Source organism: Lacinutrix sp. (assembly GCF_037625555.1).
Classification (GTDB): Bacteria; Bacteroidota; Bacteroidia; order Flavobacteriales; family Flavobacteriaceae; genus Lacinutrix.
The window spans coordinates 1-8,418 of sequence record NZ_JASJHV010000096.1 but is presented as its reverse complement, the minus strand read 5'-3'; the positions used below and the strand labels follow the sequence as shown (position 1 = coordinate 8,418).

Sequence of the window (8,418 nt, the reverse complement as noted above, 5' to 3'; positions counted from 1 at the left end):
ATAATTTTTTTTTTTAGACACATGTGTATTTGGTATAATATTACTATGTGCATCACCAAAAGCTGCTGTATAAAGCTTGTTATTAGCTTCTCGCATACCTTGAAGCGAATTAATAATAAAGATATCGTCCTTTACCGAGTCTAAAAAGTTTAGCATAATAGGATCTAAAGGCGGATTTGCTCTAAAAAAGATAGCATCGAAACCTGCTAATGGTAACATTTCTTCTCTTAATTTAGCTTTGTTATAAAAACTTTTTAAAGTAGTTGGCACCTTACCCATTTTACCAACTACATTACAAAATGCATTAGTAACACTATCTCTAATTGTTAGATTTGCTAGATAACACATTGCGACTCCATGACCACGTTTTGCACATTCTTTAATTAACGCCAAACTAGTGTCGTTTTCAGGATCTATATCTTCTCAAGGATACATTATAAAGCAAATATTCATAATTTCAATTTTAGATTAGTGTTTTTATAAATTTATAAATAATAATCTGTTTTGTAAAATTATTTTACAGCTTCGCAATTATCATCCCATTCTTTAGGTTTTGAATCGTGTAATTTATCTAGAGATTTAGCAACCATCATCGATACAGTAGCATCTCCTGTTACATTTATAACTGTTCTACACATATCTAAAGGTCTGTCTACAGCAAAGATTAATGCAAGTCCAATTGGTAATAATTCTGCAGGGAAACCTATAGATTCTAAAACTATAACGAGCATTACCATTCCAGCACTTGGCACAGCAGCACTTCCAATAGAAGCTAATAATGCTGTTGCAATAATTACTATTTGATTTGTAAATGTTAAACCTTCTGGCCAAATAACTTGCATAATAAATACTGCTGCAATGCCTTGGTATAAACTTGTACCATCCATATTAACAGTCGCTCCTACAGGTAAAACAAAACCAGAGACCTCTTTGTCTACACCTAAATGCTCCTCTACACGCTCCATAGTTACTGGTAAAGTTGCAGCACTTGAGCTTGTTGAGAATGCTAATAATTGTGCAGGACTAATTTGTTTTAAAAACCAGATTGGTGACTTTTTTGTATATACTTTTATTAATATTAAGTAGAATCCTATCATTAACGCTAAGCCTAAAACTACACAACCAGCATAAGATAAAAGCTTCACAAGAATAGCCGTATCATCGAAAGCTATAATTACGTTTGCCATTAATGCAAATACTGCATAAGGTGCAAAAAGCATTATTAAGTCAACCATTTTCATTACAACTTCATTCAGCGAATCGAAAAAATCTACTAAAGGTTTTGCTTTCTTTACTGGAACTAATAGTAAACAAATACCAACAAATAATGCAAAGAAAATAATCTGAAGCATAGATGGCTTTCCATCTGCATCACTAAAAGAATTAAATATATTACTTGGGAAAATATCTATTAATGGTTGTAAAGGCCCAGCGTCTTGGGTTACTTTAGCTTTTCCAATCATAACATCTGCATTGCATTCAAAAGTAGTTTTAATACTTTCTATAGTTTCTGGAGACATACCAGTACCTGGTTTAACTAGGTTAACAATAGATAGTCCAATAATAATAGCGATTAAAGTTGTACCAATATACATAGATATTGTACGAATACCCATTACTTTAATCTTAGAAATATCTTTTAAGTCTGAAATACCTTTAATTAATGAAGCTAGTATCAATGGTACAGCTATTAATTTTAAGAGGTTTATAAAAATGGTTCCAAAAGGTGCAATCCAGTTAGACACAAAAGTTCTTCCACTGTCTCCAATCGAGTTCATTGCGAACCCAAAAAGGATACCTAATACCATTCCTATAATTATTTTCCAGTGTAGTGCTAGTTTTTTCATACTCATTATCCGAGAAAGCGGAAGCTTTGTTAGTTATTACTGCCTTTGCAGGAATAGAATTAATACATTTTATTTAGTAACCAAAAATCTGCTAATACTGAAGCAGTCATTGCTTCTACTATTGGTACTGCTCTTGGTACAACACAAGGATCATGACGTCCTTTTCCTTGCATTTCTACTATATCACCTTCTTTATTTATAGTGTCTTGTTTTTGCATTATTGTTGCAACTGGTTTAAAAGCCACTCTAAAATAAATATCCATTCCATTACTTATTCCTCCTTGAATACCACCAGAGAGATTTGTTTTAGTAGTGCCATCAATATTATATAAGTCATTATGTTCACTTCCTTTCATTCTTGCTCCACAAAATCCACTTCCATATTCAAAGCCTTTAACTGCATTAATGGAAAGCATTGCTTTTCCTAAATCTGCATGTAATTTATCGAAAACAGGTTCTCCAAGACCTACAGGTACATTTTCAATTACGCAAGTAATTGTACCTCCTATAGTATCTCCTTCTTTACGTATTTCTTTAATACGAGCAATCATTTTATCTGCTGTAGCTTGATCTGGACAGCGAATAATATTAGATTCCGTTTTTGAAAAATCTAACTCTTGGTAGGGTTTGTCTATAAAAATATCTCCAACTGAAGATGTAAATGCATTAATTTTAATATCCTTTAGCACTTGTTTTGCAATAGCACCAGCAACTACTCTACTCGCAGTTTCTCTAGCAGAACTTCTTCCTCCACCACGATAATCGCGATGACCATATTTTTTATCGTAAACATAATCTGCATGACTAGGTCTATAAGATTCTTTAATGTGTGAATAATCTTTAGATTTCTGATTTGCATTTTCTATAACAAAACCTATTGGAGTTCCTGTTGTTTTGCCTTCAAAAATACCAGATAGAAATTTAACCTCGTCTGCTTCTTTACGCTGTGTAACAATAGCTGATTGGCCAGGTTTACGTCTATTCATCTCATTTTGAATAGCATCTAGATCTAAAACTATATTTGGTGGACAACCATCAATTATGCCACCCATTGCAACACCATGAGACTCACCAAATGTTGTAAGATTAAAAAGTTTTCCAAAGGAATTTCCTGCCATTTATATTTAATTTATGCTAATGTAAAAGTTATATCACAGAAACAAAAATTGTATAATACTTTATTAGGTATTGTTCATTAAAACTTTACTTTTACAAAAGTAATAAATAAAACCAATCTAATGAATAATTTAAAACACATCATTCTACCTGTAATCGCTATGCTTTTTATTGTTTCCTGTTCTAGTAATGATGACAGTAATGAAGGTGATACAAACAATAATAATGAAAACACAACCATTGAAGGTGATTACTTTCCATCTTCTGTAAATAATTATTGGAAATATGATGTTACTACTACAGATAATACAACTAACGAGACTATTGTAAGCCAAGACAGTTTATATGTAGTATCAGAATCTGCAACAAGTGTTATGCTTGATGTAAATGATGGATTATCAGCAAATGGACCAATTATTGGGTTGCTTTCTAGTGGCACTTTAACTAAATCTAACACAACGTTGGCAGTAGATGGAGTTTTAGAATTACCTGCTGAAATTACAGATTTAATAGATTTTGATATTGCTTTAAATAACTTTGTATTGTACAACATTGAAGCAAATAACAACTCGCAATTAGCCTCAAACTCAAATTCTATTACACAAGATTTTAATGGCTTTCCATTAACTATTAATTATCAACTAACATCTACAGCTTTAGGTTATAATGAAAACTTAAGCCTTAATGGTACTTCATATTCTAATGTGATTTCTTCTAAGTTAAGTTTAAACCTTAGCGTTTCTACCACTATTACTGTTGCTGGTATTTCTTTTCCTTTATCGATTTTAGATTCTCAGGATATTTTAGTTTCTACAAATTATTATGTAGATACTATTGGCTTAGTTCAAGCAGACTCTGGTACAAATTATCAAATTAGTGCTACAGCTATAACTGCCCTCGAAACTGCTGGTATTACATTGCCAATTCCAGCTAATGGCTCTACCTCTGTATTGCAGGAGCTTACAGATTACGTTTTAGCTGAATAATATTATATTAAAGCTTCCTTTAAAATAGTCACAGGATGTAATGCTACTCTACCTGTACCATCTTTAATTTGATGTCTACAACTTGTACCATTTGCAGAAATAATTGTTTTTAAATCTGTCTTTCTAACTGCTGGAAATAAAGTTTGTTCTCCAACTTGCATACTTATTTTATAATGTTCTTTTTCATAGCCAAAACTTCCTGCCATACCACAACAACCAGAAGGAATAATAGTAACCTTATAGTTTTTAGGTAAGTTTAAAACATTAAAACTATGAATTTGATTGCTTTGTGCTTTTTGGTGACAATGACCATGAAATTTTATTGTTTTTACTTCTGATGTAAATTGAGAAGTACTTATGTTTCCAATAGCAATTTCGCTACTTATAAACTCTTCAATTAAAAAAGTATTATTAGATATGGCTCTAGTACTAGTTTTATCGTCTGCAAGCTTTAAGTATTCGTCTTTAAAAGTTAAAATAGCAGATGGTTCTATTCCAATAAGAGGTGTTTTACTTGATATTAATTCTTTATAGATATCTATATTTTTATTAGCAACTTTTTTTGCCTGTTCTAAAAGCCCTTTAGATATAAATGCACGCCCAGATTCGCTGTTATTTATAAGCTTAACATTGTAATTTAAAGTTTGTAAAAGTATAATTGCATCTACACCTATTTTTGTATCTAAGTAGTTAGTAAACTCATCATTAAACAGGTAAACTGATTTAATATAATTAGTATTAAACTCTTTATTTTTAATTAATTGAAAAGTTTTATTTAAATCTTTACTTGATATTAAAGGTAAGCTTCTTTTACTTGCAATACCAAACGTTTTTTTAAGTATTAAGGATGATAAATTGTTTGAAAATATAAAATTAGAGAGACCAGAAAACTTACTAGAAATAGTATTTATTTTGTTGTTATAAGCAAAAACTTTTGTTCTTATACTAACACCATTCTCTTTTTGATATTGATATTGAAACTCTGCTTTAAGGCTAGCTACATCTACACTACTTGGGCATTCGCTAGCGCAAGCCTTACAACTAAAACAGAGATCAAAAACTTGTTTTAGCTCAGTGTGATTAAACTTATTTGCTTTTTCAGAATGCGTTAAATATTCACGCAAAGCATTAGCACGAGCTCGTGTGGTATCTTTTTCGTCTCTTGTAGCACGATAACTGGGACACATTGTACCACCAAACTCAGGGAGTTTTCTGCAATCTCCAGAACCATTACATTTTTCTGCTTCACGTAAGATACCTTCTGAAGCAGAAAAATCCATAATTGTCTCTATTTTAGGTTCTAATCTGTTTGGTTGATAACGCAGATTTTTATCCATTGGAAGCGGATCAACAATTTTACCTGGATTAAAGATGTTGTAAGGATCGAATGTTGTTTTAATAAGCTTTAAAAGTTGATAGTTAGCATCACCAATCATAATCTTAATAAACTCTGCTCTTACTATGCCATCTCCATGTTCACCACTAAAAGATCCATTATATTTTTTAACTAAACTCGCAACATCCGTAGTAATTTTTCTAAATAAAACAACATCCTCTTCTTTTTTAAGGTTTAAAATGGGTCTTAAATGAATTTCTCCTGCTCCAGCATGTGCATAATAGACTGCTTCTTGATTGTAACCTTTCATTAATGCAGAAAATTCTGAAATATAATTTGCTAAATCATCTAGCGAAACTGCGGTATCTTCTATACATGCTACTGCTTTTTTATCTCCAATTATGTTTCCAAGTAACCCTAAACCAGCTTTCCTAAGCGTATTTGCTTTTTCAATGTCTTGATTTTTAAGAATAATGTTTGCGTAGCTTAATCCTGTTTTATCAAGTGTATTAATTAGTTTTTCTACTTGTTCTTGAGCATCTTCTATAGTTTGACTTTTAACTTCACACATTAAAATAGCCTTTGGATCTCCAGAGATAAACTGTCTGTTTTCAGTTTGTGTTTTATTATTTTTAGTACAGTCTAGTATTGTTTTATCCATCATTTCGCAGGTAAACAAATGATGTTTCATTACTGGTGCTACTGCCAATAAACAATTATTTATAGAATTAAAATGTGCTGCTACCATTATACTTTTAGCAGGTGGAAGTTTATCTAATTTTAGGGTTATTTCAGTTGTAAAAGCTAATGTGCCTTCACTACCTGTTAAAAGCTTACAAAGGTTAAAAGCATGTTCAGTATCAATAAGTTCATCTATTGCGTATCCTGTATTTCTTCTGTGTATTTCTGGTTTTGGAAAATTGTTAAGTATTTCGTTTTTAGTATCATTAGAAGATAATTCACTTAAAATAGTTTTATAAATAGTACCTTCTAATGTTTCTAATTTTGTTTTAAGCAAAAGATTTTTAGACTCTAATTCATAAAAAACAACTTCGTTTCCATCACTTAAAATAGTTTTAAGTTCTAGAACCTTATCACGCGTCACACCATATTTAATAGATGTTGTTCCAGAAGAGTTATTACCAACCATTCCACCAATCATGCAACGGTTTGATGTTGATGTGTTTGGTCCAAAAAATAAGCCAAAAGGTTTTAGATAATTATTAAGTTCGTCTCTTACTACACCTGGTTGTACAGTTACGGTTTGATTGCTTTCGTTAATATTTAGAATTTTCGTGAAATATTTAGAAACATCTACAACAATTCCTTTTCCTACACATTGGCCTGCTAAAGATGTTCCAGCTGTTCTAGGTATTAAAGAGGTCTTGTTTTTAGTAGCAAAAGCGATTAGTTTTTTTATATCTTTTTTACTCTTAGGAAAAGCAACTGCTAGAGGTAAAAGTCTATAAACAGAAGCATCTGTTGCATAAAGACGCTTCATTAAATCACTGTAATGCAATTCACCTTCTATGCTTTTTTCTAAAATTTTTAATGCTTCTATTTTTATACTCATTATGATGCTAAATTTAAGATATCTTAACAATTATTAACCATATATTGACGTTATTATTTAATGATAATTTTTAAAACTGATACAAATGAAAAAAATACAATTTTTAATAGGCGCGTTTCTTGGTTTTAGCTTTGCTGCTTTTGCACAAGAGATATCTAAAAATGCCAAGGGCTTCGAATATGTGATAATAATGGTTTAGGAGCTGAGATTACTTACCAAAGCGCATTGAATAATGTGAACAGATTAGAATTCGACTTTGGTTTTAGATCTAATAATAATGTTGATGCCATAAAACTTACAGGATTATACCAATGGGTTTGGGATATAGATGAAGATTTTAATTGGTATGCAGGACTTGGTGGTGGCTTTGGTTCTGCTAATTTTGATACTACTCCAGGTCCATCTTGTACAGAAAGCTATTTATTAGCTGCAGGAATTATTGGTATTTAATATAATTTTAGTTCACCATGGCTGGTATCATTAGACTTTAGACCAGAATTTGGTTTTGGTGAAGTCTATGACGATACCGATTTTGATAATGCTTTAAGTGTTAGATATTAATTTTAAAAGAATAAAAAATACTATTTTTGTAAACCATTTTAGGATTTTTGAAATGGTTTTTTAATTCGGCAAGGTTGTTGCTTTTACCTTTAAAAATAATTTACACATAATGAAACAAAAAACATTTTTTTCGATAGTTCTATTTAGTTTAATGGCGTTTAGTGCTTTTGCTCAAACAACACTAAAAGTTGGATATGCAGATATAGATTACATATTGGGTAATATGCCTGAAACTATTAAAGCACAAGCAGATCTTGATATTGTAAAGGATAGACTAATTAAAACTAGAGACTCTTTAGTTATAGATTATAACACCAAACTAAAAGAATATAAAGAAAATGCTGAGACACTAGTTCCTGCAACTAAAAAAGAAACAGAAATTAAGTTAACGCAAATAGAAAGAGGTATTCAAAGATTTGAAGCAGATATACAAACAGCAATAAATATTAAAAAAGATGAACTATTAAAACCAATTTACAATCGAATTGGTGTTTTAATCACTACTGTTGCAAAACAAAACAGATATACACATATTATTAATTCTCAAATAGATGGTAATAGTGTGTTGCTTTATGCAGAAGAAAAAACAGATATAAGCGATCTTGTTATTGCTGAAGCAAAAAAGTAATACCTATTATAATAATTATAAAAAAACACCTCAATTAGGGTGTTTTTTTTTGTTTATTTATTATTGTAATTATTAATATATGGTAGAAAAAAGAGCACTTGCAATAATGGCTGCTGGATTAGGTTCTAGATTTGGAAGTTTAAAACAATTATATCCTGTTACCAACACTAACTATTCTATACTAGATTTTTCTATTTTTGATGCTATATCTGTTGGTTTTAATACCATTGTTATTATAGTTAGTAAACAAACTCTAAAAACATTTAAGTAGCGTTATCATGGTAAATTACCAAAAAGCATAACGTTGCAATTTATTGTACAAGACTCCGGAGATTTAAAGCTCCTATATCCAGAAAGACAGAAACCTTTTG

General features: G+C 30.7%; 7 protein-coding genes and 1 pseudogene. 4 read left to right on the top strand and 4 right to left on the bottom strand.

Annotation, left to right across the window (positions count from 1 at the left end; translation table 11 throughout):
* The 3 genes and pseudogenes from QNK89_RS08125 to aroC all read right to left on the bottom strand — a co-directional run.
* Nucleotides 1-417 (bottom strand): annotated as a pseudogene (locus QNK89_RS08125) (glutathione synthetase); the annotation flags it as partial.
* A 95-nt stretch (nt 418-512) separates the two neighbouring features.
* Entirely contained in the window at nt 513-1,847 is a 1,335-nt protein-coding gene (locus QNK89_RS08120) for a dicarboxylate/amino acid:cation symporter (protein ID WP_340170509.1), read from the bottom strand.
* A gap of 59 nt (nt 1,848-1,906) precedes the next feature.
* Nucleotides 1,907-2,965, bottom strand: coding sequence for a chorismate synthase (gene aroC / locus QNK89_RS08115; RefSeq protein WP_340170508.1), 1,059 nt, complete (start codon nt 2,963-2,965; stop codon nt 1,907-1,909).
* 120 nt (nt 2,966-3,085) lie between these two features.
* Between aroC and QNK89_RS08110 the strand changes: the two genes are divergently transcribed.
* A complete protein-coding gene (locus tag QNK89_RS08110; protein WP_340170507.1) occupies nt 3,086-3,949 on the top strand; it encodes a hypothetical protein in 864 nt (287 codons plus the stop codon).
* Nucleotides 3,950-3,951: 2 nt separating this feature from the next.
* Here the strand turns inward: QNK89_RS08110 and QNK89_RS08105 are convergent, their stop codons facing one another.
* The gene (locus QNK89_RS08105) at nt 3,952-6,858 is read right to left on the bottom strand and encodes an FAD-linked oxidase C-terminal domain-containing protein (RefSeq protein ID WP_340170506.1); all 2,907 of its coding nucleotides are present in this window, start codon (nt 6,856-6,858) and stop codon (nt 3,952-3,954) included.
* A gap of 234 nt (nt 6,859-7,092) precedes the next feature.
* Here QNK89_RS08105 and QNK89_RS08100 point away from each other — a divergent pair, with 234 nt between their 5' ends.
* The 3 genes from QNK89_RS08100 (at nt 7,093) to QNK89_RS08090 (ending at nt 8,318) form a co-directional block, all read left to right on the top strand.
* The gene (locus tag QNK89_RS08100; RefSeq protein ID WP_340170505.1) at nt 7,093-7,308 is read left to right on the top strand and encodes a hypothetical protein; all 216 of its coding nucleotides are present in this window, start codon (nt 7,093-7,095) and stop codon (nt 7,306-7,308) included.
* Between the two features lie 220 nt (nt 7,309-7,528).
* Nucleotides 7,529-8,047: an OmpH family outer membrane protein gene (locus tag QNK89_RS08095; protein WP_340170504.1), complete on the top strand. Its 519-nt coding sequence runs from the start codon at nt 7,529-7,531 to the stop codon at nt 8,045-8,047.
* A 79-nt stretch (nt 8,048-8,126) separates the two neighbouring features.
* Complete coding sequence (locus QNK89_RS08090) at nt 8,127-8,318, top strand: hypothetical protein (protein ID WP_340170503.1); 192 nt, start codon at nt 8,127-8,129, stop codon at nt 8,316-8,318.
* The last annotated feature ends 100 nt before the right edge of the window (nt 8,319-8,418 follow it).